The following is a 25,069-nucleotide window of genomic DNA, read 5'->3' on the forward strand; positions in this document are numbered from 1 at the left end:
AAATACTTTATTAAAAAAACTAAAGATAAATGAAAAACAAAAATCTCCTAGTAAAGATTTTTATATAATTATGCACTTTAGATACACTGCCTTAGTAATATTATTACTTCTTTTTTTTATTGCTAAGTCTGCTTGGTCTGCTACTACTATTAATGTAAATGTAGAGGGGATAGACGGAGAAGCATTAAAAAATGTAATGGCATATCTTACTATCGCCCATCAAAAAGAAAATGCCGATCTATCAAAAAGGCAAGTTCATTACCTTCATCACAAAGCACCTAATGAAATCAAATCTGCACTTGAAGTCTACGGTTACTATAAAACTAAAATCGATGCTGATTTAAAGGAGCATAATAATGTATGGGAGGCTCGCTATCTTATAAACCCAGGCCCTAGAATAAAAGTAGGAGCAATAGATTTAGAAATTTTAGGTGATGGAGCTAAGGACATTTTATTTCAGAGTTTAAAAAAAGACTTCCCTATTAAGGAAAACAGCCTACTCAGCCAAGCAGATTATGAAAAAGGAAAAGATGAGCTACAAAAATTAGCCCATGAGCATGGTTATTTTGATGCAAAATTTACCCAACAAAGATTGCAAATTAATTTAAAAACCTATCTTGCAACCCCCGTTTTGCACTTTGATACAGGATCTCGTTATCTCTTCGGGCAAGTACAATTTGTTAATGACCGCACAATACAGCAATGTGTTGATGGAGTTGAAGCACAAGAAATTCCCAGAAAGAAAGGAATAATAGAGCCAGGATTATTAGTACGCTATATTCGTTTTAAAGAAGGGGATCCTTACAAAAATGCAAGTTTAGCTGATCTCCAAAGTGCACTGATTGATAGTAATTACTACTCTGAGGTGGAAGTAGAGCCCTGTCCAGAGAGAGCAGTAAATTTAGAAGTTCCTATTTTTGTTTATTTAACTGCAAATACCCATCATCATTACTCAGCAGGAGCAGGCTTTGGTACAAATACCGGCCCTCGATTCAATGTAGGCTGGGAAAATCGCTATGTTAATGAGCATGGTCATAAATTTAGCTTTGGGATACGAGCCTCAACAATTAACCAAGTATTTAATCTAGGTTATGCCATTCCAGTTGGTGATCCTCGTACGGATCAAGTTAGAGTTGATTCTAGCTACGGAAGGCGGATGACGGTAACTAGCGATAATGAAATTGGGCAAATTGGTATTCGACATATTGTTGCATTATCAAATGGCTGGCAGCGTACCGCATTTTTAGATTTTCGCAGGGAACGGTATCATATCTCAGGGGTTGCTGGTGGATTGGCTGGATTTTTAAATATAGGAAAAAGATATGACGGTGGAGATTCTGGTCTTTCCTATTTACTTACCCCTGGTGTGAGCTGGTTCCATACAGAAGCGGATAATCTTGTTTATCCCCGTAAGGGTTATCGGTTTAACGTGGAAGTAAATGGAGCTTCTCGTTATGCAGGTTCTACCAGCAGTTTTGTCCAAGCAACTGTAGAAGGTAAATTTATTCGTAGTGTTGGAGAACGAAGTCGTTTTTTATTTCGGGGCAATGCAGGGGTAACATGGACACCTAATTTCTCTAAACTTCCTCCCTCAATAAGATATTTTACTGGTGGAGATAATACAATACGAGGCTATAATTTTGAGGCTCTAGGTCCTAAAAATGAAAATGGTCAAGTCATTGGTGGAAAAAACCTACTTGTAGGTAGTATTGAGTACGATTATCGATTTTTAGATAAATGGCTGATTGCAGGTTTTTATGATGCGGGAAATTCATTTACAGGAGTTAATTTAGATATACAGCAAGGTGCTGGCGTTGGGGTACGCTGGCTTTCTCCTATTGGTCCTGTTCATTTAGATTTGGCTTATGCAGTTACAAGGCCCGGAGATCATATTCGCCTTCATTTCTATCTAGGCCCTGATTTGTGAAGTTAGTTAAAAAACTTAGCTTTTTAATTTTATTCTCTTTTCTATTGGCTATAGGTAGCATTACTTATTTAGTAGCTACTGAAACTGGAACTAAGTGGCTGTTTACACAAATAAGTAATCAAACTTCTGGAATATTTCAAATAGGAAAAATAGAAGGATCTTTAGCTAACAAATTAACTTTAACTGAAGTTAATTATTTCAGTTCAGATTTCGATCTCACTATAGAACAACTTGTTTTTGCTTGGAACCCTGCCATGTTGCTAGAAACTACCTTCTGGATAGACAAATTGTGGGTCAAGAGCATTCGCTGGCATCAAACCCACTCAAATCCGCCTTCTAATCATTCAAGTGAAAACATTACCCTTCCTCAAATAAAACTACCATTAAAGATAGTAATCAGAGATGCTCAAGCTAAAAATATTAAAATTGAGCCTTTGAAATCACCTCCTCAGCTGATTAATACAGTAGCTTTAAAAGGAAAATTCGAACAACAATCTTTAAAATTAAATACTCTCTACCTCTCAACCCATCAGGGGCATATCAAAACAAGTGGTATCATTGCGCCACAAAAAAATTACCCTCTAAATCTAAGAGCCCAGTGGGGAATATCCATACCAGATGTGGGAGAAATTATAGGTAAGGATGCTTTAAGAGGGAATCTAGAGCAGCTCACTATTTACCAAACTACCCAAAGCCCATTTCAATCTCAGCTTAAAGGAAGATTATCCGATCCTTTACATAATCTAGGCTGGATTGCTGCTCTTGAAATTTCAGAAGTGGAGCTTCAGAAATTTTTACCTCAAACACCTGAAGCACGATTAAGTTTACATCTAAAAAGTGCAGGTAATTTAAATAAATTTAAAGTACAAGCATCTTTTCAAGCAGCTGGATCGGAATTTGGGCATGTACAAGGTGCACTAAAAGGAGAGCAACAATCCAAGGGGCATTGGATCATCGATCAACTTGATCTAGATCAAAAAGAAACGCAAGGGTATTTTACGCTCTATGGTCATATAGTATCTCAGGGAGATCAACCACAAGTTGCAGTACAAGGACATTGGCAAGATTTAGCCTGGCCACTTATGGAGGAAGCTAAATTTGCAAGTAAGGAGGGAGATCTCAACTTACAAGGAGTACCGGATAATTACCACCTAACAGTAAATACAGTATTATCTGGCCAAGAAATACCTAAGAGCCAATGGTCTTTAGATGGCGTAGGAAATACCAAACAGTTTAATATTAACCCTCTAGTAGGTAAATTACTGTCAGGTACAGTCACTACCCAAGGACAAATCACTTGGAAGCCCAATATAAATTGGGATTTAAATATAACTAGTCAAGAAATTAATCCAGGGATTCAGTGGGTAGAATGGCCAGGATCGCTGAATTTTAAAATTGATACCCAAGGCATATTACAGGACTCTAATCAAAGAAATGCTATTGTAAAAATTCAGGATTTCTCTGGATCTTTAAGAAATTATCCTATTCACGCCCAAGGTCAGGTTCAAGTAGAGAATATGCTACTTACCCTTAAGGAAGTAGCATTATATTCAGGGGACTCAAATCTTTCTGCTACAGGTACGGTAGGTGAGCATTTAGATTTAAATTGGCAACTAATTTCCCAAGATCTCTCTCAATTGTTACCAGAGGCAAAAGGAAATATTACAGCGAAAGGCTATTTAGGGGGATATCCTACATTTCCCGAAGTTATTCTAAAACTTCAAGGCTCTCAATTAAAATATCAGAATTTCCAATTAGGAAAAATTAATGCAGATGGAAATATAGACCCCACAGGGAAGCAACAATCAAAGCTACTCGTTGAGGCAAAAAATATATATGCTGCAGATGAAGCTATTCAGTCTTTGGTGCTCCAAGGTGGAGGAATACCCCAGAAACATCGTTTAAATGTAAATTTAAATTCTACTGATCGCTCTTTAGATTTATCATTTTTAGGGGCTTGGAATGAAGATAAGTTCCTTTGGCAAGGGCAAATTTATCAAGGACAGATTACTGATTCCTTAATAGGGCGTTGGAATACAGTAAAACCTACTTCTTTGATACTCAACAATCAAATTGCCCAATTAGCACCATGGTGTTGGCAACAAGAAAAGGCACAGCTTTGCCTTAATGGCAATTGGCAACAAAATAAACCTTGGGATGCAAGATTTAACATCACTGATTTATCTCTAGCTACTTTTACTTCATTTTTGCCAAAACATACCTCAATCGTAGGTACTATAGAAGGATTTACCAGTATTAAAGGCATAAAATCCCAATTAATGTATGCTAGCGGGCATTTCGTTGCTTCTCCAGGGGAAATCATCCAGACTAACCCAGAAGAAGAAAAATTAACTTTTATCCATCGAGGGCTAACTACTAAACTTAATCTAAAAGAAGGTCAAGGAGAGGTAAGTTTAAAACTCTTACTTGATGAACCAAGTGCTAGCCCAATCAATGCCGTATTTCATTTGCCACCTGCACCTATAGATTTTTCGTCCTTCAATAAATTGCCTTTAGATGGCAAAATCTTTATGGCTTTTACTGATCTTGCATTTTTAGAAACCTTAATACCTGAGGTTGAGGAAATCCACGGGCAATTTAATGTAGATCTTAGCCTAAAAGGGAATCTAGTATCTCCTGAAATTTTGGGGCAAGCTATCTTGAAAGAAGGAACAGCGCAAATTGATAATTTAGATTTGGAACTTACTAACCTTCATTTGCAGTTAGATGCTCAAGGTAAAAATTTATTACTCAATGGAGGGGTAACTTCTGGAGAAGGTCAACTTGCCTTAACAGGTCAAAGTTATTTGGACACCGATAATTTACGGGCTCGCTTAAATATTTCAGGGAATCGATTTGAAGCCATGAATACTCCTGAAATTCATGCACTCATTTCTCCAAATTTAAACCTCAGGCTTCAGGATAAGGAAATTTATGTAGACGGAGAAGTATTGGTTCCTCAAGCCAATATTATCATTAAAGATATTAAAACAAGAGGTGGAATAGCTGGCTCTAGAGATGTAGTCATTGTCTCTAAAAAAGAAAATTTGGAAGAAAAATTAGAAAATATGCCTATTTACGCTAAAGTAAGGGCAATTTTAGGGGATAGGGTAGTCGTACAAGGGTTTGGCTTTAAGGGAGAAATTGCAGGTAATCTATTAGTTACGGACGCTCCTGGCACATTTACCCAAGCTAATGGGCAGATTAATTTGACAAATCAATCGCAATATAAAGCTTACGGGCAAGAACTCGAAATTCGTCGTGGATTACTTATTTTTTCAGGTCCCATTGATAAACCTCAATTAAACGTAGAGGCAGTGCGAATTATTGATTCAGATCGTGTTACAGCTGGGATAAGAATCCACGGACCTGCTACAGCACCTGAGCCTACTTTGTTCTCCGAACCACCTATGAATCAAAGTGATATTTTATCTTATCTTGTAATGGGTAGACCTTTATCAAATGGTAGTAATGCTGGTCTTGATCGAAGCCAATTAATGGAAAAAACGGCTACTTCTCTTGGACTTGCTGGTGGTGGCTTTTTAGCAAAAGGATTAAGTAAAATAACGGGACTTGATAAATTAGGAATTATTGATGATATCGGGGTAGAAAATACCATGCCCGGTGAAAACCAAAGTGCTGCATTTATGTTAGGTAAACATATCTCTCCTCGACTGTATATTGGCTATGGAGTAGGTATTCTTGAGCGGTTTAATGCTTTTCGTATTCGTTATACTTTAAATAGATTATTAAGGTTACAAGCAGAAACAGGCATAGAAAGTGGTGGTGATTTATTATTTGATTTAGAACGATGATAGAGAATAATATTAAAAATTGAGGGAGCCTTATTGACTAATAGTACTTATCAACCTGATTTAGTGAAAACACCTACTACTTTTCAGGAGTTAATTTTTCGTTTACAACAATATTGGGCTGATCAGGGTTGTGCAGTATTACAGCCCTATGATTTAGAAGTGGGTGCCGGCACTTTTCATCCAAGTACATTTTTACGAGCGATCGGGCCGGAACCTTGGCGCTCTGCTTATGTTCAGCCTTCACGCCGCCCAACAGATGGTCGCTATGGCAATAATCCTAATCGTCTCCAACACTATTATCAGTTTCAAGTAGTCCTTAAACCTTCACCCCTTGAGATTCAAAATTTATATTTAGATTCGTTGCGTATGTTAGGGATTTCCCCTCTAATCCATGATATCCGCTTTGTCGAGGATAATTGGGAATCACCAAGTCTTGGTGCTTGGGGGCTTGGTTGGGAAGTCTGGCTTAATGGTATGGAAGTTACCCAATTTACTTATTTTCAGCAAGTAGGTGGTCTAGGGTGTAAACCAGTGACAGGAGAAATTACCTATGGTTTAGAGCGGATTGCTATGTATTTACAGAATGTAAATAATGTTTATGATTTAATATGGTCAGATAGTAGTCAAGGACAGATCACCTATGGTGATGTATTCCACCAAAATGAAGTTGAAATGTCCACCTATAATTTTGAACAGGCAAATACTGGGTATTTATTTACATGGTTTGATCACTATGAATCTGAAAGCAAACGACTCATTGAAGCCCAATTACCTTTACCTGCCTATGAAATGGTGCTGAAAGCCTCCCATACTTTTAATCTTTTAGATTCTCGCCATGCCATTTCAGTGACTGAACGCCAGCGCTATATTTTCCGAGTGCGTACCCTTGCTTGTGCAGTAGCAGAATCATACTTTACTCGAAGGGAATCTTTAGAATTTCCTATGCTACAAGAAAAAGGAGAGGACTAACATGATTGAAGTTCGTGATCTTCTTGTAGAAATAGGAACAGAAGAACTACCCTCTAAGTCTTTACTTAAATTTTCAGAGGAACTTGCTAGTGCTTTAGGTAAAAAATTGCAAGAAGCAAAATTATCCTACGGAGAGATAAAAAGTTATGGATCCCCTAGGAGACTTGCAGTTTTAGTAAAGAACCTTGTAGTATCCCAACCTGATTGGATACTAGAACGTCGAGGTCCTGCTTTGGCTGCTGCTTTTAAAAATAATCAACCTACTCCTGCTGCCCAAGGGTTTGCTCAGGGTTGTGGGGTGGCTGTAGGTGATTTAGAGCAATTAAAAAATGAAAAAGGCGCTTGGCTAATTTACCGAAAGCTACAAAAAGGATCGGTAACCCAAGAGCTCCTTCCTGAAATTATTGCTCAAAGCCTTAAAGCATTACCTATGCCAAAACCTATGTGTTGGGGTGATCTTGAGGCAGAATTTATTCGACCTGTTCATTGGCTTGTAATGCTTTTTGGTAGCGAGGTTATCCCTACGACTTTATTTGGTATTACTGCAGATAAGAAAACAAGGGGGCATCGATTTCACCGCTCTAAACCATTAGTGCTACACTATCCTAGTGAATACGAGGATGTATTAGCATTTCAAGGTAAAGTTATTGCTGATTTTGCGAAACGGCGAGCGATGATTATCACTCAAGTTGAGGAAATAGCCAAAGCTTTAAATGGAATTCCGCTTATAGCAGAATCCTTATTAAATGAAGTGACTGCATTAGTGGAGTGGCCTGTTGCCTTATGGGGAAAGTTTGATTCAGCATTTTTATCTTTACCAAGAGAAGCATTAATTGCTACTATGGAAGGCAATCAAAAATATTTTCCTGTAGAAGATGAAAATCATAATTTACTCCCTTACTTTATTACTGTAACCAATATAGAAAGCCAAGATCCAGCCGTGATAATTGCTGGGAATGAAAGGGTAATTCGTCCACGTCTTGCCGATGCAGATTTTTTCTATACTACCGATTGTAAAACTCCTTTAATCTCTCGTAGAGATCAGCTTAAGAAAATTACTTTTCAAGAAAAATTAGGTAGTATTTTTGAAAAAACAGAACGAATCTCTCACTTAGCTGCCATAATTGCTAAGGAAATAAGCAGCAATGAAGATTGGGCAAGGCGATCTGGATTGCTGTCTAAAAGCGATTTAGTCACCCAAATGGTAATGGAGTTTCCTGAATTGCAAGGTACGATGGGTTATTATTATGCCCTTCATGATCGGGAACCTGAATCAGTAACAATTTCACTAAAGGAGCAATACCTTCCTCGCTTTGCAGGAGATAATCTGCCTCAAACCCCTACCGGTTGTGCATTAAGTCTTGCTGATCGGTTAGATAGCTTAATAGGATTTTTTGGGATTGATATATTACCTAGTGGTGATAAAGATCCTTATGGCTTGCGTCGTACGGCACTAGGAATAATCCGAATTATTATAGAAAACAAGCTAAATTTAGACTTGATCTATTTATTAAAATTAGGTTACCAGTCTTATCAGGGAGTTTTAATAAAAGATGAAACTACTGTTGATCTAATCTATGAATATATTTTAGAGCGTTTAAGAAGTTATTATTTAGATATAGGATTTACTAGTGATGCGATTGAATCGGTACTAGTGCTGAAGCTAAATAACTTGTTTGATATTCATCAGCGACTTGAAGCAGTTACTCAATTTATTAAATTACCTGAAGCCCAATCTCTATCAGAAGCAAACAAACGGGTGAGAAATATCCTGCGTAAAAGTGAAGAAAAAACTCCGATACAAGTTAATCCTCAATGGTTAAAAGAGAGTGCTGAGCAAAATTTAGCACAACAGATTTCTAGTCTAGATCAAAGAATTACACCTCTATTAGAAAATAGAGAATATAGTCTAGCTTTACAGGAATTAGCAAACTTACATCAGCCTATTAATCAATTTTTCGATAATATTATGGTAATGACAGAGGATTCTACACTACGGATCAATCGTTTAGCACTACTTACCCAGATGCAGACTTTATTCTTAAAAATCGCAGATATTTCTCAATTACAAATTTAATTTATTATGGGGTTAATCATTTTAGATCGGGATGGGGTTATTAATAAGGATTCTGATAAGTACATTAAATCTCCAGAGGAGTGGATACCTATTCCGGGCAGCCTAGAGGCCATTGTACGACTTAATCAAGCAGGTTATCGGGTAGTGATTATCACCAACCAATCTGGTATTGCTCGAGGATTATTTGATATTTCTGATCTTTATCGCATTCATAATAAAATGTACCAGCTCTTAACTCAAATGGGAGGAGCTATTGAGGCTATTTTATTTTGCCCTCATCTTCCAGAAGAAAATTGCACTTGCCGTAAACCTAAGCCGGGGTTATTTCAAGACTTAAGTCAACGATTGCATCTTCAACTAACGGATGTACTAGCTATTGGCGATTCTATAAGAGATATTCAAGCAGCCCAAAGTGCAGGTGCAACCCCTATTTTAGTGCGTACTGGGAAAGGAAGTATTACCACAAATAGTAAAAAATTACCTCCAAATATTCCCTGTTATGATGACTTATCCTCTGCAGTCACTGAACTGTTAGCAACTACACCATGACTATGGATTTATTTCATCAACCTTCTCAAGGTGAATTATTTTTACGCTCATTTATTTTTTCTATTGGGCAAATTATCTCTACTATCGTATTTGCTTTTGGGGGAGTATGTTTAGCTCCTTTTCCCTTTGCTTGGCGTTATAATTTTCTCATTCGATGGGGACGGTTTAATTTTTGGTGGCTCAAAAAAGTCTGCAACTTGGATTTTCGAGTACAAGGATCTGAACCTATTCCTCTAGGTCCAGCTATTGTTTTTTGTAAACATCAATCTGCTTGGGAAACAATTGCTTTACAGCGTATTTTTCCGCCTCAAATTTGGGTACTCAGAAAAAGTTTGTTATGGATTCCTTTTTTCGGCTGGGGATTAGCTCTACTTGATCCGATTGCCATTGACCGTAAAGCAGGTAGAAAAGCGTTAAACCAAATTATAGAGCAAGGCAAACAACGGCTCAAAGCAGGTCGTTGGGTTGTAATATTTCCGGAAGGTACTCGCATGCCGCCGGGAGAAATGGGTAAATTTCGAATTGGGGGAGCTAGCCTTGCTCAAGCTACAGGCTACCCAGTGATTCCAGTAGCTCATAATGCTGGGTATTTTTGGCCCAAAAGAGGATTTATAAAATACCCGGGTACGATTGATGTAATTATTGGCCCAATGATTGAAACTAAAGAGAAAACTGCAGATGAAATTAACCAGGATGCTTATAGCTGGGTGGCAGAAGCCATGAAATCAATTGAACCACCTAGGAATGATAGATAGTAAGTAACTTAATCACTTACTATCTATTTAAAATACTTTAAGCTTCTTCTAAGCGGCTATCTAATAAGGTGGTCAACTCAGATTTAGATAATAATCCTACCTTAGTAGCGTCTACTTTTCCATTTTTAAATAGCATTAAAGTAGGAATACCCCGAATGCCATATTTTGGTGGAGTACCTGGATTTTCGTCAATATTTAATTTACAAACTTTAATCTTACCTGCGTAGTCCTTAGCTATTTCTTCTAAAATAGGAGCAATGGCTTTACAAGGACCACACCATTCAGCCCAGTAATCCACAAGGGCAGGTAAGCTAGATTTAAGCACGTCTTGTTCAAAAGTAGAATCAGTTACTGCTACGGTTTGACTCATCAATATAACTCCATCTAGTTAAAGAGATTAGCTTTTTATTATACAGAAGTTAAGAGTAGTTTTGACTCTGCAGCTAGATCTCTTGGCTGATAATTAAGGAGGAAGGCGTTTACTCAAACCTTACATTAAAATTAGCAGAGATGCTACGCATATCACCTTGAGTATTATTATCTTGCTTCCCGATAAGTAGATAAAATTTAAGTAACTAAATTGGGAGAAATACTTACTAAAAATTTAGTATAAATACCTATATTTAATCTTAGTTATTAATATCAGTGATTACTTTCAAATACCGTATCTTACCCCCTAGAGATCAGTGAGATTAGCTAGGCTATTATTTTGAATAATAAAAGCATTAGTTTTTATGTAATAAATTCCAGCAAGTTTATATATACTCTAAGAGCAGTCTGGTATTTGGTTTGTTGCAGGATTTTGAGAAATAAGTCCTTGGTCTTCCATAAGATGTGGAGTTAGCATTTCAAGCCCCGCATTCAAATTAGCTTGATTATCCACCTGAAAAGTGCTTAGTATAGGGATACTATTTGTATTGTTGGGAATAAATTTTCCTCCCGTATCAGCACTTTCCATAAAGCTTGGATTTGAGGTGATACATTCCGAATCTGATGAAATAGGAAGTAGTAAAAGTGCATGTAGGTTGCCATTACTATCTGTGCCATTAGCAGCGATCTGTCCACTATTATCAACACCTACTGCATTTTGAATGGTATAACTATTTTCTCCGGTAATCAGATTATTTAAATCATAGGTTTGCCCATTTGCATTTCGTAAAAAAGCACGGGTTATAGGGCCTTGATCTGGATTATCAGTACTTTCTAATTGAAAAGAGCCTACAATTTGCCCTAAGTCATTTATTCCATCAAGAGTCATACCCTTACTATTAAGAGGTGGTGCTAGCAACGTAATTCCTGATTGAATATCACCTATAAAAGATGTAGCCATCTGATTATCACTTGTATTTACTATAGTACCTATAATTTGTCCTTGGTTATTTAGATCATCAACACCGATAACCTTTGATTCAGATACTATGTCTGATATGGGTAAAAGGACTATTTTTGTAGAATCAGTAGGGTTACTAATGAAAAGCTGTGTTGTTGCGTTTATTTGCTCATTAGTTTCTATAGTGTTTGGGAAAAAAGTCCCGGCAAATTGCCCTTTATCATTGATGACAATAGAAGATACATGATTATCTCCTAAAGGAAGTACGGTACTAATATCAGTAATACCTTGAGCATTACCTATAAACCCTTTTCGCAGATGAGTAGATGAAATTTGAGCAATTACATTGGCTGGAACAAATAAATTATAAATACCTACTACTTGCCCTTGGTTATTCATTTTTCTAGGACTAGTACTTAATACCAGCGATCCCATAGTTTGGGGATCGGTTAAATTGTTTAAATCAATAAAACTATCTTTCTCTCCAATAAAAGTATGGAAAACAAAAAAAGAAAAATCGTCTATAAAGCTTTGAAGTAAAATCTCACCTAATACTGTACCAGCATTATTTACTCCAAGGGCTATTGGAGCTTCAGGAGCAAAACTTACTCCCCATAAAGCATTTAAATTCTCTATAGTTCCATTAGGAGTTCGAAGTGCAAAATATGAATCTATTAATTCAAGAATTAAACCATTATCACTTACGGAGACTGTTGCAGAGTCTTTACCTAAATCAACAATTCTATATTGAGGGGAGATAGCATAAGTAGGAGAAATAATCAATAAATATAAAATTATAGTTTTGAAAGATAGGTAAGATTTCATAGCCACGCCTAAATCCATATTTTTTATCTGAAAAAAACTTAAATATAGTTTAGTATAAAAATACTTATTTGCTGAGTTTGACTATCTCTCTAGTTTCTATGTAATTAATTTAAGTTAAGCCATATCCCTAGATTTAGGAGAAATCTTAAATTTGGCTCGAAGTAAGACTGTTAGAAGCTTGTCCTTAATTTTCTTTAGATACTGAGTGCGTATTTTATGCCCAGCATTAAAATTGGCATGATTGCTAGTATTGAAACTATCTAAAGTGGGAGTATTGCTAAATATTATTAGGAATAACTCTCCTTTTAGTATCTATACTGGCTCCGTAACTGCGGGCTAAAGTAGTACATCCCGATCCTGAAAAGACGAGAACGAATAAAGTATTATGATTATCATCACCCAGCGTACCTGATTTACCAAGGATACTCACCACAATACTACTGGTATTGATAATACTTACCGTACTCTATGCTTATTTAATAAATAAAAATTTTTATCCTAGCAAAGTTAATAACTTTACTATATTAACCCTATGCACTTTACTTTCCGCCAACTTCATATCTTTGAATCAGTCGCTCGAAATTTAAGCTACACTCGGGCAGCAGAAGAGCTATTTTTGAGCCAACCTGCGGTCTCCATGCAAATTAAACAGTTAGAGGATCATATTGGATTAGAGTTATTTGAGCAGATTGGAAAAAAGGTTTTTCTTACAGAAGCAGGTAAAGAGCTCTATCACTATAGCCAGAAAATGTTCAGAGAACTCAATGAGGCAAAAGATATTCTATGGGAAATTAAGGGAGGTAATCAGGGAACATTAACCATAGCAGTAGCCACTACGGCGACTTATTTTGCACTTCACTTGTTAGGCTGTTTTCGTGAACGATTCCCTAGAGTTAATATCAGCTTAGATGTAGCAAACCGGGAAAGCCTATTAAAACGCTTAGATGAAAACACGGTAGATATGGTCATTATGGGAAAACCTCCAGATAGTGAAGAAGTTATTGCAGAGCCTTTTATGGAAAACCCCTTAGTTGTTGTGGCTCCTACCCATCACCCGCTCGCTAAAAGAAAGAAAATACCCTTAGAGCTACTACTTAAAGAAACTTTTATTTTACGAGAACGTGGTTCAGGCACCCGAAGTGCAATGGAATTATTTTTCTCCAAGCTAAATACTACGATTCCTTCTTCTATTGAGATCAGTAATAATGAAGCAATTAAGCAAGCGGTACAGGCAGGTTTTGGGTTAGGAATTGTCTCTCAACATACTTTAGAGAAAGAGCTTACCTTAAAACGCTTGCTCATCTTGGATGTAGATTCTTTTCCCATTATGCGGTACTGGTATATAGTCCATCGGGAAAACAAGCGATTTACCGCATTGCAACAAGCCTTTAAGGACTTGGTAATTCAAGAATCAAAAGAATTAATTAATGGTACTACTTTTCAAATTAATCCTGAGCTAGGGTAAACCAAGAGTCCATTTCTCTTTTAGATATTTTTCGCCAAAACTTTATCTTTGGGCTGAGATTTTGTTGAAAATAACTCGCTAGTTCCTGAAGAAACCCATCTGTTTCTTGTTGTGATGAGAATGAGGGATTAGAAAATAATTCAGGAGTAATGGTATTGATAATCAAACTTTGTATTAACGCTAAGTTTAGATCTTTTTGATTTTTATTGATAAATTTAGGAAGCAGGGTAGCTAAAAATATTGTAAAATCTGCTCCTTTCATAATATCTGGGGCTTGCCTAAGAATAATTAGATCATTCCCTAGTCGGGATAAATCAAACCCTATTTGAAGTAATTTATCTTTATTAGATTCTACCCATTCAGCTTGTATTACAGATACCTTTAAAGCTAAGGGGAAAAGCAAAGGCTTTCTAATAGTATCTCCTTGAGCATATAACTTTCTTTGCACAAGATAGGCTAGTGCCATGGGTACATGAATAATTACTAACCCTGTTGTATTTTCTGCTAATAAATAGTGCTTTAGTATTATCTCTTTAGCTTGACCAAATAGGGAATTATTATTTTCAGATTGTAAAGATTGAATTGGATAGACAGATCCATTATCTGCTACCTTATGATCGGTGAAAGAGATTTTAGAAAATGATGAAAAATATTTAAACTGTTTTGATGATTTTCCTTGCTTAAGTAGATCAGTAATTATACCGGCAATAAAATTATGAATTTGCCAGCCTTGGGCAAGTCGTACTTCATTTTTAGTAGGATGCACATTTACATCCACTTGATTTGTAGGTAATTCTAAATAAAGTACATAAGTAGGATAGCCACCTTGAGAAAGAGCATGATAGGCTTGTCGTACTCCATGGCTTAAGACTCTATCTTGAACCATACGTTGGTTAATATAAAAATACTGTAAGGTATTTTGTTTTCTGGAAAATTCAGGGGTTCCTAACCAGCCCCACAATCGTAATTCACCAATTTTTTCTTCAATATAAATACTATTTTTAAAAAAAGACTGTCCACAAATTTCAATAATTCGTTTTTCATACTCTGTTGAGTGCTTTCTGGAAGGGAGATTATAAATGAGCTTTCCATCATGATGAGCTTTAATACCCACTTGAAAATAACTTAAAGCAATCTGGGCTAAAACTTTTTTTAGACGAAGAAATTCTGATTTTTCACTTCGTAGAAATTTACGACGGGCCGGAAGATTATAGAATAAATTCCGCATCTCAACAGTAGTGCCCACTGGATGAGAAATAGGTCGAATAGATTTATCCGTATCAATTTTCCAGCCATGATCTTCGCTAGAAATACAAGTGCTTAAAGATAAATGAGAAACTCCATCGATGCTGGCAAGAGCTTCACCCCGAAATCCTAGGGTACTAATTCCTAATAAATCCTCTTCCTGAGTAATTTTGCTCGTAGCCTTGGAAGCTAAAGCAAGAGGTAAATCTTCTTGGTAAATACCACAACCATCATCACGGACACGAATTAAATCAATTCCTCCCCCTTCACAATCAACATAAATATGTTGCGCTTTGGCATCTAAAGCATTTTCAATCAACTCTTTAAGCACAGAGGCAGGTCGTTCAATTACCTCCCCTGCAGCAATCCTAATCGATAGACTAGGAGAAAGATATTGAATTCTGGGAATAATAACATCGATAACCATGGTAGCTATTTTAGCCTATTAAAATATTGTCTTTAGCAATCTTTAACTAAATTAGTTAATCATAGTAAAGACTAGCCCATGAGCCGGTTGCTACAATATCCTCTGCTTGGCTTTGATATAAAGCCTAATTAGAAAGGGCATAGATAGTGTGAAGATTAAGCATTATTTGTACTGTATTTTAAGGAAAGCTACCATTATCTACTTGACTCCAAATGATACTTAAATCAGTAAATTTTCAAAACCCTACCACTTCCAATAGCACTGAAAACACTACTATTGCCCATTACTAAGCTTAGAGAGCAGGGCACTAAACTGACCATTTGGGATAGCTGCTTGTATTTGGCTGGATAATGCATTGATTTGTGCCATTAAAACACTTAATTGACTATGAGGGGTGCTAGTAAAGATATTGTTGACTAGTGTGGTAAAGCCAAGTTCATTACTCAGGTTACTACCGATGTCATACATACGGTTAGCAACAAAGAAAGAAGCACTACTTAAAAAATTATCTGCACTAATAAACACAATAGGTGCCCCTTCTGGGCTTACAAAACCTACCATATGATTAAGGCCATAAAGTTTTGCTATAAAAAACCTACTGGTACTTCCGCTACCACTCACACCGATATACGTATTATTACCTAAAGATAAAGAAGGAGCGGAAGCAAAACCAATAATATTAGATTTATTAATATCACCTCCCATAATCATGGGAGTGTTCGTATTCGGATCGCTATATTCCTGGCTTAAAATGATAAAGCCACTATTATTAAATAAATTTGGTGGAGGTGATGAGCTTGCAACTGACCATGTTCCAATGAGTAAATTTAAATTATCTGTTCCATACTTGAAATTAAGCCGTTGAATACCAATATTATTAATGGATAGATTACCATCACTATCCACAGTATAGGTATCTGTTTCTTCAGGGATAGTAGTATTATCTGGGTTAGTTTTCACCATTTGGACAGTAGCAGTACCCTGTTGAAATAAACTGCTTCCGCTGGTCCAGGTGCCATCTATGTAGAATTTAGATACAAATATTGTATTATTTTGAACTTCAATATTAATCCCTCTAAATGCGTTAGTAGGCTGGTTAGCAATATAAAACCCATTCTCTGGAGCAAAAGGGGATAAGGAAGATGCGGCTTGCACATAAATAGAAAAACACAATAAAAAAATATTTATAAAAAACCTAGCTTTATTCATTTTTTTATATCTTTTACATTTTACTTATAAAGAGATTAATGAATTCCATATACTTATTTCTAAAAATAAAACGAAGCTATCCCTACAATAATTCATTGTTAGTATATCTTGTCATTTATTCATTTCTAACCAGTATAGTTGAGAGCGTATAGGCTATAAATCCCTAAATACTACCTCCAATGCCTCTAAATTTCTCCACAAATAACGATATTTTTTGAAAAACATTCTGTTTTTTTATGAGATACTGAAGGTTAAGCAGATTTATTTTAGGTAGGGTATCATTGAGTTCTGCACTATTTTCACTGGCATATCCTTGCTTTAGCGAAGTGTTGATATAGTATTTAGCCGCATCTATATTTAACTCTTCTGAAGTAATAAGAATTTCCGCCTCACGCTTTTGTTCGGTTTGGACAAATGAGAAAAAAGCTTCAATAATACTTACTTTATTTAGGATAGTCTCTAAGTTAGTTTGATTGATAAAATCTATTAATAAATGTGCTTTAGCACGATGGTCAATACTAGCACGAATTAAGTAGATGGGCTTCTTCAACCAAAGTAGACTTATTGTCCATTTTCTTATTTTTATGATACTCAAAAGTAAGCTCCAAAATATAATCTAAGTTGATTTCTTGAGATCTCAGTAGCTCTACTTCAAATACCACATCATTCCAATTTACCGTAGATTTTGCCTGATTTTAGTTTGATTTTTCCCGTTGTAACCAATCTCGAATATCATGATAAGTGGAGCGATAATCTTGAATCATTCGCTTTGTTGTTGGCATAGCTTAATTTCACGAGATAAGCCTTCAGTGATAGAATGGGTGAGGGTATCAAATTGATCTAAAATAGCAATAATTCTGGCTTGTTCGGAGAGAGAGGGAACAGGGACTAGTAATTTTTCAACCACTATTTTTGATAAACGTGGTACACTCGCCCGACGAACTTGAGAAAAAATTTTATCCTGTTGTGTTAACAACACATAATATAAAAACTTACTTTTAATATTATTCGGTGTCAGGAAAAAATAGACATCATCTGCCGCCCAAAAACTAATATTACTATAACCAATTTCTCCCGCTGCTCCTGCACTGATAATAAAAGTTGTATCTGATTTAACATTACTTTCATGATAATAACCAAGTGGGATCATGCTATTCTGATAAACAGCGTAATCACCAAATTTTTCTCATTGACTCTTAACTAACCTTTTTCCTCGTTGTATTTTTACCATCTCCCTCAGCATTTTCCACTCAAATCCTACCTTTGCTAGTTCCTGCTCACTTAATAATAAATCCCGATAATATTATTGGTACTGCTTCTTCCGTGCGTTACGTTCTGTAGTGAGTTCTGTGAAGGTATCTAAAATGCGAACAATTTTATTTTGAATATTAAGTGGAGGGAGAGGGATTTTTATATTTAATATCTCGCTTTTTTTAAAGCAAGAATACTAGCACCATAGCTAAACGCTTGTTTTTATCTGTGACTGTATTGCCTAAGCGATTACTGGTAGTATCAAAATCAGCAAATAAACCTTTAATGGCTCGCTCGGACGGGTAGCCATGAGCAGAGCTTTCAATAGCTTTGAAGATATGAGCTAAATCCGTATTTAAGCACTCATTTTCACTCGCACGATTGGCAGCATTTTCAAATAACTGGCTCGGATAAATAAAAAAGCCTTTGGTTTTAACGGCATCGTCTTTAATTGCTGGGGTAATTACTTCATCGGCTATCTGAGCATAATGAATAGTGTCGTCCCCAGCTTCCATGTAATCAGTAAAATGCTCGCTGATAAAACGATAAAATAGGGTACTCAGCACATATTGCTTAAAATCCCATCCATCAATCGGGCCTCGCGCCTCATTGGCAATTTGCTAGATTTATCGTTGTAAAGCTGCTCTCTGTTGGATACTGGTCATAGATAATGTTCCTGTATCTTATAATTTTTTTCAATTTATATTTTATAAAAAAGGGGCTTTTTTAGCCCCTTATATTCTATTTTAGAAAAAAAAGTTTTTTAAACTAACTAAGAAGCCCCAGCCCCACAAAAAGCAATCCCAGCATCGATCCACCCCTCGTCAAACAGAGGTTCAAGTATCGAACGATCGGATACATAACGAAAACCAGATTCTTTGCCTTGAGCAGGACCATTATTATAGGCATAGTATATCGGACTATAAGAATCAGGACAGGATTGAACCCCATCGCTCACTTGAGTAGGAATTGCCATAAAGGGATACTTCTCAAAATTCCATCGAGGAATATTATCTGGAGTTTGGGCTTGTAGATCTAAGAGCTGATTACATTCACTCGGAGAAATAGTCCAATAATGACTATTAGGTCCGGGGTTAAGTGAGCCATAAAACTGACACACGTAAGCCCCGACACTACTGCTCTGTACATTCCACGCAGTAAAGCTCTGTCCGGTAGGTGACCAGCCCGCTCCTGCTGCCCCCGATGCTCCCATCGCCTCTGGATCGGTAGTCATAAAGTATTGATCAATATTGGGGTTATAAAATTCGGTGACGGTGACAGCCTGACTATGATCAAAAGTAGTCCCTGCTTGAAGGGCATTAAATAGATCCGTGCGTAAGGCACTAGCCGTAGTGGGTAATCCTTCAGGCACTGCTTGTCCTTGTCCAAAACAATCCAGATCGGCACAGGTAAAATAACCGGCAGCACTGACCGCAATCAATAAGCCATGGACATTGGTCACACTATGGGGAATACTCAGTAATCCTTGATTCATTCCTTGCCAATCTCCCAAAGGATCAGTACCAATCATAATGCCGGTATCAGTGCCTGCTACCATCATGGGTTTTAAAGGAGGATCTTGCGAGATAAAAGTAAGTCCATGAACGGGCTGAGTTAAGGTGGTAAGATTCCAAGACACACCCCGATCTTGGCTTTGGTATAAGCCTTGATTGGATAGGGCGTAGGCAGTTTGAGAACTATTAGGATCTAATACCACTCGTACTGTGTTTTCAGGAAAACTGCCATTGTCCACAGAAGTCCAAGTAGCTCCTAGGTCGGTGGATTCCCAAAGTCCCGAAGGCTTATTACCAAATTCTGAAACATTAGCCCATAGTCCGGTACCTTCTGGATTAGCTAGTAAATTATAGCGATCATCACCAATCCGGAAATTAGTGTCATCATCAATTTGTGCTTTTACTCCTTGCCAAGTTTGTCCTTCATCGGTGCTGGAATAAATACTTTGTATTCCTATTCTCATCCCACCTACAAGTAGGGTATTGCCAAGACGTACCGGAGGACCAGTAAAAGTATAGAGGGTAGTGTCCACATTGGCTGGGTTGGAGGTGTTGATGTCAAATAAAAGGGTAGTATCAATATATTTACCTTCTGAGGAATAACGTCTTGCTCCACCAGAAGAAAAATCTAATATATCCCCATTTTTTGCTTCAATAAAATCGTAATCAGATGCCTTAAGGTCAGTTAGAAAAAAATTCTCATCAGTAAGTTGTTGAGCAGGAATTAAAATATCGGGGACAGTCTTGGGAGAATGAATAACAAATACCCCTTGGGGATGAAAATTATAACTCTCTTGTGTAAAAATATTAGAGTAGTTTAACCAAGTATTTTGAGAGCTTATGAAAGGTACCAAGGCAGGATTTAACAGTTCTAGTAGTCCTTGAGAGCCAATATACACTTGCGGATAAATACAAGAGTCTTGCTCTGGGCATAGCTGATGCCATTGGGCGGCTTGAGTAGTGAATACAGAAAATAAACTACTAAATACAATGCTTAGGGCTAGGATAAATTTATTAAACTTAGTCATGATTAAAACCATCCATAACTTAAATTTCTAATATAAATGGTCCAATCATTGCCTCCATCTATTGATCCAATGAATAGGCCTTGAGCAGTAGAATCCAGATTTGATGTTCCTTGTGGTTTTGGCCAAGTTTGACTAAGTACATTTAAAGTTTTCCAAGGGGTAACTACAGTTGGATTACCCTCATTTACTGGATATTGCTCAACTTGATAGCTGACCCATTTACCTGTACTGGCTTGGATACTCATACGATAACGAGGTTGAGGGTTGGCAGAAGTACCGCCTGAATGCAATTCGGCACCGCAGCTATTAGGACCATTATAGGTCATACTTTGCCAAGTATTTCTTTGTTCTCCAGGCTGAATAGGTGGACTTCCTATAGGTTGAGGAAGTTGTAACCAGCCTTCAATTTGGGTGGTATAAATCATGTTTGTTCCACATCCATGCAAAAGATCTTGTGAGTTATTTCCAAAGAAAGCTCCCCAGCCATGAAGGATTTGTTTAAAGAAAGGCACAATAATGTTGTGGGTTGCTTGCCCTTCGTAATTTGGACTAGTATAAAAATCAAACCCAACCCATTGAGTACTTACAGTATTAGAAGCGGTCGTTGTAAGGCAATAATAATTACCAATGACTTGCCCTTGATTATCTGCAGTAATATCAAAATTTGCAGGCATAGAGCATAAATTATTAGGTGGGTAAACATTATCAGTTTTTAAGCTACCATCGTTATTAATTAATTTTTCTTCACTCTGCAAAGGCAGTATGCCAATTTGAAACCCAGCAGCTTTTAATTTATCAAGGTCGGCTTGATCTATATTAGCTTGGATTACATCGTAGGTATTATTTTTAGGGTCAAAATCTAGCTTAATTCTAAAAAATTGTCCTGATTCGCTTTGTTGAATATAAATAGTTGGTTTGGAGTCTATATTTTCGTCAAAGGCGTAGATGTATGGGGAAGCAGCTATCAGCATTCCAATGACGAAGAGAGTGTACCTAGAAAACATCATTTTATTTATCTCCGGAGTAAATGATTGGTTTCTAGGCTATTTTAGCAGTTTTTAAAAAAATTAAATCTTTTAAATATGGTACAAAATATTTATATTGCAAGAAATAATTCTAGTTATTTTTTTAAATTAAGGAATAAGCAAAGTATCTCCTCGATTAATAAAATCCCCCTTAATGCCATTGGCTAATCGAAGTTCATTTAAGCTCACTTCATAGCGCTGAGCTAGTCCTGACAGGGTATCTCCGGGGGCAATCACGTGTTGGCGTTGCACAAGAAGAGTCTTGGGTAAAGGATTATGATAAAAATAGGCACGAATCCCATTCATAACAGCTTGAGCGATTTGTGATTGTTGATTTGGATTATTGAGCTTTCTCTCCTCTGTGGGATTAGAAATAAATGCAGTTTCCACCAGTAGAGAGGGAATATCTGGAGATTTAAGTACTGCAAATCCTGCGTGTTGTACCGTTGTGTTGTGGACAGCACCTACTTTTTGTAACTGTCTGAGAATATCGCTTGCTGCTTTTAAACTCGCTTGTCTGGCAGAAGTTTGGGATAAATCTAGTAAAATTTGTGCTACTGAATTATCTTTACCCTTGATTTGAACTCCACCAATGAGATCGGATTCATTTTCTTTTTGTGCTAGATAGCGAGCAGCTGCACTACTAGCACCTTGATCTGAAAGGGTAAACACCGAGGCACCTTGGGCTCTAGGATGCAGAAAAGCATCGGCATGGATGGAGATAAATAAATTAGCTTTGGCTTGTCGTGCCTTTTTAATTCGATCATATAACCCCACGTAATAGTCACTATTTCTAATCATGATGGGTTCCATTCCCGGTTCTTTAGCGACTAACTGAGCGAGTTTTTTAGCAATTGCCAATACAATGTCTTTTTCTCTACTTCCTTTTATGCCAATTGCTCCCGGATCTTCTCCTCCATGACCTGCATCAATAGCAATGAGTATGGGTTGTATCGTTGTGGAGGCTTTAAGGGTTTTTGGTTGTGTTATTACTTTTTTATAACCGGTTTGGCTGAGATCAACTACTAATCGATAGCCTAAATTTTTATAAGGTTTAAGTAAGTAACTGCTGTATGTAGCTGCTTGGTTTAAATCAAGGACAATACGCAAAATACCATTATTCTTTCTATCACTTCGTACCCCATAAACCAAGCCGTTATCAAAATCGTTTTGAGGTAGGGGGCGTTTTAAGTAAGTATCTGCAATATCAATTACTACCCGATCTGGTTGGGTCAAAGCGAACATTCGATATTCAGCGGTGGTATTTAAATCAAAAACCAGCCTCGTTTTTTCTGTGGCAGACCATACACGCATTCCTTCTACTTCAGTGGCAGAAAATGCTATAGAAGTAGTTGTTAAAAATAACGTAAATAGCCAGCCTATTTTTTTAAGCAAAAATTTAGCCATTGGAGTTTTAGGATAGCCTTTAAAATTATCGAAGGTTAATCAAAAAAACCAAAACTAATATTCATTATTTTTTATATAGATAGATTGTTTTATTATTTTAATTTATTAAGTTTTAGCAGTGTACCATACCGTCTAATAAAATACTTCCTTTGATTGTATTTATCTGTAAGGAAGCTGATCTGCCTTCTGTTTTTGTATATGCTAAGTGTATTTGAAGATCAGGAGGAGGAATTTGATCATAGGCATATTCTGGCCATTCAATTAAACAAATGGCTTGTTGGTTAAAATAATCCTCAATACCGATAAATTCTAATTCTCCCGGATTAGAGAGGCGATAGAAATCAAAATGATGTACATTTAAATCATGATTTAAGAGGTAGGATTCAACAAGAGCGTAAGTAGGGCTTTTTACAATCCCTTCATATCCTAGAGCAGTTAAAAAACCACGAGTTAATGTGGTTTTTCCTGCTCCTAAATCACCAATCAGAAAAATAATTAAGCCTCCTTTTTTTGTTTTACACTGTGCTGCAAGATTTCCTCCTAGATTTAGGGTATCTTGCTCAGTCGCTAGATTGATAGTGAGATTCATCCATTATTTTTAAGTTAACTAAGTGTTGTAAATAGGGCATAAGATCGCCTGCCATTAGTCCTCGCTCCCCATGAGTTTGTGCTACTTGATCCCCAGCCGTACCATGGAGCAATACGCCTAAACGCGCTGCTTCTATCAAGGTTAATCCTTGAGCAAGCAATCCGCCAATTACCCCGGAGAGCACATCTCCCATACCCCCTGTCGCCATTCCGGGATTACCTGCAGTAGATAACCCTAAGGGTTGATTTTCTTCACAGACTAACGTGCCATTTCCTTTAAGAATGCTTACACCTCCGTAGCGTTGCTGTAAGGTGCGAACTGCAGTAAATCTATCTTGCTGGATTTCCAGAGTACTTTTACTTAATAACCGTCCTGCCTCGCCGGGATGAGGAGTAATCACCCAATGACTGTGTTTTACAGGGTTTTTAGCAAGTAAATTTAAAGCATCTGCATCAATGATTAAAGGGCGAGAAGCGGCATTTAAAACTTCGTGAAGCATCATTTGGGACCAAGCACTTTGACCTAATCCTGGACCGATAACAATAACAGTAGCTTTGTCTAGCAGGGGTTTTAATTGTTCTTTATTTTCTACCCCATGGCACATAAGTTCAGGGCGAGTTAAATTAAGCAAGGTAGCATGGGATTTACGAGTAGCAATACTCACTAAACCTGCACCCACTCGGTAGGCAGCTTCTCCTGCCATGCGTACTGCACCAGACATACCCTCTTCACCACCAATAATGAGAACATGACCATAGGAACTCTTATATCCAGAAAGTATGCGAGATGGAAGAATGGGTAATTCTTTTCGAAAATTTAAGCGGTATACTTTAGGTGTGATGCTTTTATAGGTGCTATCTGGTAGTTGTAAGGAATTAAAGCTAATTTTGCCACAATAATCGGGTCCTAAATAAGTAAACATACCTTGTTTAAGACCTACAAGACTTACGGTTAAATGAGCTTTTACCGCAACCCCTAATATATTTCCCGTATCGCCGCAAAGCCCAGAGGGAATATCTATGGAGAGTACAGGATGACCAGAGTTATTAATTCCATGAATTGCTTCTGCCCAAATTCCAGTAATTTCCCGATTAATTCCTGTGCCAAAAATGGCATCTACAATGATATCGCTATATTTAAGATATTGGGGATGAAAGGGAAGGATGGGAATTTTCCTATTAATAAAACTTTGCTTTGCTTGAAGGGCATCTGCATTGAGTTTACTACCATCACCTATTTGGCATAAAATAATGTGAAGTCCTATTTGGTGGGCGAGACGAGCTAATATATAACCATCTCCACCATTATTCCCTGATCCACATACCACAACGATTCGCCGTGCGTAAGGCCAATGTTTTCGTAATTGTTTAAGGGCAACAATTCCTGCACGCTCCATGAGAGTAATGCTAGGAATTTTTAGCTGTTCAATGGCATATTGATCTAATTGGCGTACTTGATGCACCTGATAAAGAGCAAAGGGTAAAAATTCCATACTTATTTTATTTAAGTAAATTATTGATTTTATTAAATGAATGAGTAATTAAAGTATGTTTAATTTTTGATTATATAATTACCTAAGAAAATCTTGAAATAAGCTATCTTTGAATTAGCGTTATTTATTTCTGTTGCTGTAGAATGACTAATGACTAAAGTTATCTTTTA

At 36.9% G+C, this 25,069-nt stretch carries 21 protein-coding genes; 7 read left to right on the forward strand and 14 right to left on the reverse strand.

Annotated features, from left to right (window positions below; all coding sequences use genetic code 11):
• Positions 1 to 70: 70 nt before the first annotated feature.
• From NSCAC_RS01325 to NSCAC_RS01350, 6 genes are read left to right on the forward strand one after another with little or no spacing between them, the layout of a single operon-like run.
• Complete coding sequence (locus NSCAC_RS01325; protein WP_197744645.1) at positions 71 to 1,927, forward strand: autotransporter assembly complex protein TamA; 1,857 nt, start codon at positions 71 to 73, stop codon at positions 1,925 to 1,927.
• Positions 1,924 to 5,742, forward strand: a complete 3,819-nt coding sequence (locus tag NSCAC_RS01330; RefSeq protein WP_197744646.1) for a translocation/assembly module TamB domain-containing protein — start codon at positions 1,924 to 1,926, stop codon at positions 5,740 to 5,742. The genes NSCAC_RS01325 and NSCAC_RS01330 overlap by 4 nt, the downstream gene beginning before the upstream one ends.
• A gap of 33 nt (positions 5,743 to 5,775) precedes the next feature.
• The gene (glyQ, locus tag NSCAC_RS01335) at positions 5,776 to 6,711 is read left to right on the forward strand and encodes a glycine--tRNA ligase subunit alpha (RefSeq protein WP_232085951.1); all 936 of its coding nucleotides are present in this window, start codon (positions 5,776 to 5,778) and stop codon (positions 6,709 to 6,711) included.
• A 1-nt stretch (position 6,712) separates the two neighbouring features.
• The gene (gene glyS / locus NSCAC_RS01340) at positions 6,713 to 8,788 is read left to right on the forward strand and encodes a glycine--tRNA ligase subunit beta (protein WP_197744647.1); all 2,076 of its coding nucleotides are present in this window, start codon (positions 6,713 to 6,715) and stop codon (positions 8,786 to 8,788) included.
• 6 nt (positions 8,789 to 8,794) lie between these two features.
• The gene (gene gmhB, locus NSCAC_RS01345) at positions 8,795 to 9,337 is read left to right on the forward strand and encodes a D-glycero-beta-D-manno-heptose 1,7-bisphosphate 7-phosphatase (RefSeq protein ID WP_197744648.1); all 543 of its coding nucleotides are present in this window, start codon (positions 8,795 to 8,797) and stop codon (positions 9,335 to 9,337) included.
• A 2-nt stretch (positions 9,338 to 9,339) separates the two neighbouring features.
• Complete coding sequence (locus NSCAC_RS01350) at positions 9,340 to 10,092, forward strand: lysophospholipid acyltransferase family protein (RefSeq protein WP_232085952.1); 753 nt, start codon at positions 9,340 to 9,342, stop codon at positions 10,090 to 10,092.
• Between the two features lie 37 nt (positions 10,093 to 10,129).
• On the opposite strand, the gene trxA is transcribed toward NSCAC_RS01350, so the two are convergent.
• Both trxA and NSCAC_RS01360 read right to left on the reverse strand, forming a co-directional pair.
• The gene (trxA, locus tag NSCAC_RS01355; RefSeq protein ID WP_197744650.1) at positions 10,130 to 10,462 is read right to left on the reverse strand and encodes a thioredoxin TrxA; all 333 of its coding nucleotides are present in this window, start codon (positions 10,460 to 10,462) and stop codon (positions 10,130 to 10,132) included.
• 396 nt (positions 10,463 to 10,858) lie between these two features.
• The gene (locus NSCAC_RS01360) at positions 10,859 to 12,247 is read right to left on the reverse strand and encodes a hypothetical protein (protein ID WP_197744651.1); all 1,389 of its coding nucleotides are present in this window, start codon (positions 12,245 to 12,247) and stop codon (positions 10,859 to 10,861) included.
• A gap of 532 nt (positions 12,248 to 12,779) precedes the next feature.
• On the opposite strand from NSCAC_RS01360, the gene NSCAC_RS01365 reads away from it, so the two are divergent.
• Positions 12,780 to 13,712, forward strand: a complete 933-nt coding sequence (locus tag NSCAC_RS01365) for a LysR family transcriptional regulator (RefSeq protein ID WP_197744652.1) — start codon at positions 12,780 to 12,782, stop codon at positions 13,710 to 13,712.
• On the opposite strand, the gene mutL is transcribed toward NSCAC_RS01365, so the two are convergent.
• From mutL to NSCAC_RS01425, 12 genes are all read right to left on the reverse strand, one after another.
• The gene (gene mutL / locus NSCAC_RS01370; protein ID WP_197744653.1) at positions 13,693 to 15,384 is read right to left on the reverse strand and encodes a DNA mismatch repair endonuclease MutL; all 1,692 of its coding nucleotides are present in this window, start codon (positions 15,382 to 15,384) and stop codon (positions 13,693 to 13,695) included. The genes NSCAC_RS01365 and mutL overlap by 20 nt on opposite strands.
• Positions 15,385 to 15,657: 273 nt before the next feature.
• The gene (locus NSCAC_RS01375) at positions 15,658 to 16,593 is read right to left on the reverse strand and encodes a hypothetical protein (protein ID WP_197744654.1); all 936 of its coding nucleotides are present in this window, start codon (positions 16,591 to 16,593) and stop codon (positions 15,658 to 15,660) included.
• Between the two features lie 163 nt (positions 16,594 to 16,756).
• Complete coding sequence (locus tag NSCAC_RS01380) at positions 16,757 to 17,179, reverse strand: type I restriction endonuclease subunit R, EcoR124 family (protein WP_408609566.1); 423 nt, start codon at positions 17,177 to 17,179, stop codon at positions 16,757 to 16,759.
• Complete coding sequence (locus NSCAC_RS08925) at positions 17,112 to 17,255, reverse strand: type I restriction endonuclease subunit R, EcoR124 family (RefSeq protein ID WP_197744656.1); 144 nt, start codon at positions 17,253 to 17,255, stop codon at positions 17,112 to 17,114. The genes NSCAC_RS01380 and NSCAC_RS08925 overlap by 68 nt, the downstream gene beginning before the upstream one ends.
• Positions 17,256 to 17,353: 98 nt before the next feature.
• Positions 17,354 to 17,743 (reverse strand): restriction endonuclease subunit S, encoded by a 390-nt coding sequence (locus NSCAC_RS01390; protein WP_197744657.1) that lies wholly within the window; start codon positions 17,741 to 17,743, stop codon positions 17,354 to 17,356.
• Between the two features lie 153 nt (positions 17,744 to 17,896).
• Positions 17,897 to 18,016 (reverse strand): restriction endonuclease subunit S, encoded by a 120-nt coding sequence (locus NSCAC_RS08930; RefSeq protein WP_197745251.1) that lies wholly within the window; start codon positions 18,014 to 18,016, stop codon positions 17,897 to 17,899.
• A gap of 10 nt (positions 18,017 to 18,026) precedes the next feature.
• Positions 18,027 to 18,461 carry a type I restriction-modification system subunit M N-terminal domain-containing protein gene (locus tag NSCAC_RS01400; RefSeq protein WP_197745252.1) on the reverse strand — a complete coding sequence of 145 codons (435 nt, stop codon included), beginning with the start codon at positions 18,459 to 18,461 and terminating at the stop codon, positions 18,027 to 18,029.
• A gap of 155 nt (positions 18,462 to 18,616) precedes the next feature.
• Complete coding sequence (locus NSCAC_RS01405) at positions 18,617 to 20,386, reverse strand: WD40/YVTN/BNR-like repeat-containing protein (protein ID WP_197744658.1); 1,770 nt, start codon at positions 20,384 to 20,386, stop codon at positions 18,617 to 18,619.
• A gap of 2 nt (positions 20,387 to 20,388) precedes the next feature.
• Complete coding sequence (locus NSCAC_RS01410; protein WP_197744659.1) at positions 20,389 to 21,393, reverse strand: hypothetical protein; 1,005 nt, start codon at positions 21,391 to 21,393, stop codon at positions 20,389 to 20,391.
• Between the two features lie 126 nt (positions 21,394 to 21,519).
• Positions 21,520 to 22,818, reverse strand: coding sequence for an N-acetylmuramoyl-L-alanine amidase (locus NSCAC_RS01415; RefSeq protein ID WP_197744660.1), 1,299 nt, complete (start codon positions 22,816 to 22,818; stop codon positions 21,520 to 21,522).
• Between the two features lie 112 nt (positions 22,819 to 22,930).
• Entirely contained in the window at positions 22,931 to 23,407 is a 477-nt protein-coding gene (tsaE, locus tag NSCAC_RS01420) for a tRNA (adenosine(37)-N6)-threonylcarbamoyltransferase complex ATPase subunit type 1 TsaE (RefSeq protein ID WP_197744661.1), read from the reverse strand.
• Entirely contained in the window at positions 23,379 to 24,899 is a 1,521-nt protein-coding gene (locus NSCAC_RS01425; protein WP_197744662.1) for an NAD(P)H-hydrate dehydratase, read from the reverse strand. Before NSCAC_RS01425 ends, tsaE begins: the two co-directional genes overlap by 29 nt.
• Between the last annotated feature and the right edge of the window lie 170 nt (positions 24,900 to 25,069).

This window comes from Candidatus Nitrosacidococcus tergens (assembly GCF_902810445.1).
Taxonomy (GTDB): domain Bacteria; phylum Pseudomonadota; class Gammaproteobacteria; order Nitrosococcales; family Nitrosococcaceae; genus Nitrosacidococcus; species Nitrosacidococcus tergens.

Bases quoted from the DNA above. Each gene is read 5' to 3' on its own strand.
- mutL (WP_197744653.1), bottom strand. From the start codon at position 15,384: ATGGTTATCGATGTTATTATTCCCAGAATTCAATATCTTTCTCCTAGT.
- NSCAC_RS01365 (WP_197744652.1), top strand. From the start codon at position 12,780: ATGCACTTTACTTTCCGCCAACTTCATATCTTTGAATCAGTCGCTCGA.
- tsaE (WP_197744661.1), bottom strand. From the start codon at position 23,407: ATGAATCTCACTATCAATCTAGCGACTGAGCAAGATACCCTAAATCTA.
- NSCAC_RS01425 (WP_197744662.1), bottom strand. From the start codon at position 24,899: ATGGAATTTTTACCCTTTGCTCTTTATCAGGTGCATCAAGTACGCCAA.
- NSCAC_RS01405 (WP_197744658.1), bottom strand. From the start codon at position 20,386: ATGACTAAGTTTAATAAATTTATCCTAGCCCTAAGCATTGTATTTAGT.
- NSCAC_RS01410 (WP_197744659.1), bottom strand. From the start codon at position 21,393: ATGATGTTTTCTAGGTACACTCTCTTCGTCATTGGAATGCTGATAGCT.
- glyS (WP_197744647.1), top strand. From the start codon at position 6,713: ATGATTGAAGTTCGTGATCTTCTTGTAGAAATAGGAACAGAAGAACTA.
- NSCAC_RS01350 (WP_232085952.1), top strand. From the start codon at position 9,340: ATGGATTTATTTCATCAACCTTCTCAAGGTGAATTATTTTTACGCTCA.
- NSCAC_RS01375 (WP_197744654.1), bottom strand. From the start codon at position 16,593: ATGAATAAAGCTAGGTTTTTTATAAATATTTTTTTATTGTGTTTTTCT.
- trxA (WP_197744650.1), bottom strand. From the start codon at position 10,462: ATGAGTCAAACCGTAGCAGTAACTGATTCTACTTTTGAACAAGACGTG.
- NSCAC_RS01390 (WP_197744657.1), bottom strand. From the start codon at position 17,743: ATGATCCCACTTGGTTATTATCATGAAAGTAATGTTAAATCAGATACA.
- NSCAC_RS01415 (WP_197744660.1), bottom strand. From the start codon at position 22,818: ATGGCTAAATTTTTGCTTAAAAAAATAGGCTGGCTATTTACGTTATTT.
- gmhB (WP_197744648.1), top strand. From the start codon at position 8,795: ATGGGGTTAATCATTTTAGATCGGGATGGGGTTATTAATAAGGATTCT.
- NSCAC_RS01360 (WP_197744651.1), bottom strand. From the start codon at position 12,247: ATGAAATCTTACCTATCTTTCAAAACTATAATTTTATATTTATTGATT.
- NSCAC_RS01325 (WP_197744645.1), top strand. From the start codon at position 71: ATGCACTTTAGATACACTGCCTTAGTAATATTATTACTTCTTTTTTTT.